Origin of the sequence: Pseudomonas yangonensis (genome assembly GCF_009932725.1) — a bacterium.
In the GTDB taxonomy this organism is placed as follows: Bacteria; Pseudomonadota; Gammaproteobacteria; order Pseudomonadales; family Pseudomonadaceae; genus Aquipseudomonas; species Aquipseudomonas yangonensis.
Map to the genome: position 1 here is coordinate 1 of NZ_BLJU01000151.1, position 352 is coordinate 352.

The following is a 352-nucleotide window of genomic DNA, read 5'->3' on the forward strand; positions in this document are numbered from 1 at the left end:
AGGTACAGCCCTGCGGTCAACGTGATCCAGAGCGCGAAGGCGACGGCCCAGATCATTGCGCGCCCTCCTCCGCCTCGTCGCTGTCGAGCAGTGCGATGGCATAACCCCCCAGCGCACCCCACACGCACAGGTAGACGCCGAGATCAAACACCAGCACCGTGGACACCGGCAGCGTCGTGAAGCCCAGCGGCACACCGGCCCACAGGTGCGTAAGGTAGGCCTTGCCCATCAGCCAGGCCGGCAGGCCCGACAGCGCGCCGACCAGCACGCCCAGCCCCGCAAGCCGCACCGGCGAGCGCAGCGGCAGGCGCTGCGTGGCGGCATCGGGTCCGTGCGCGACGGCCCACAGCAC

Annotated in this window: 1 protein-coding gene; it reads right to left on the reverse strand. The window is 70.7% G+C overall.

What is annotated here, in order from left to right; genetic code table 11:
- Positions 1-52 precede the first annotated feature (52 nt).
- Positions 53-352, reverse strand: a 300-nt coding sequence (locus tag GYB81_RS23880; RefSeq protein ID WP_161898008.1) for an MnhB domain-containing protein, incomplete at its 5' end; no start/stop codon positions are given.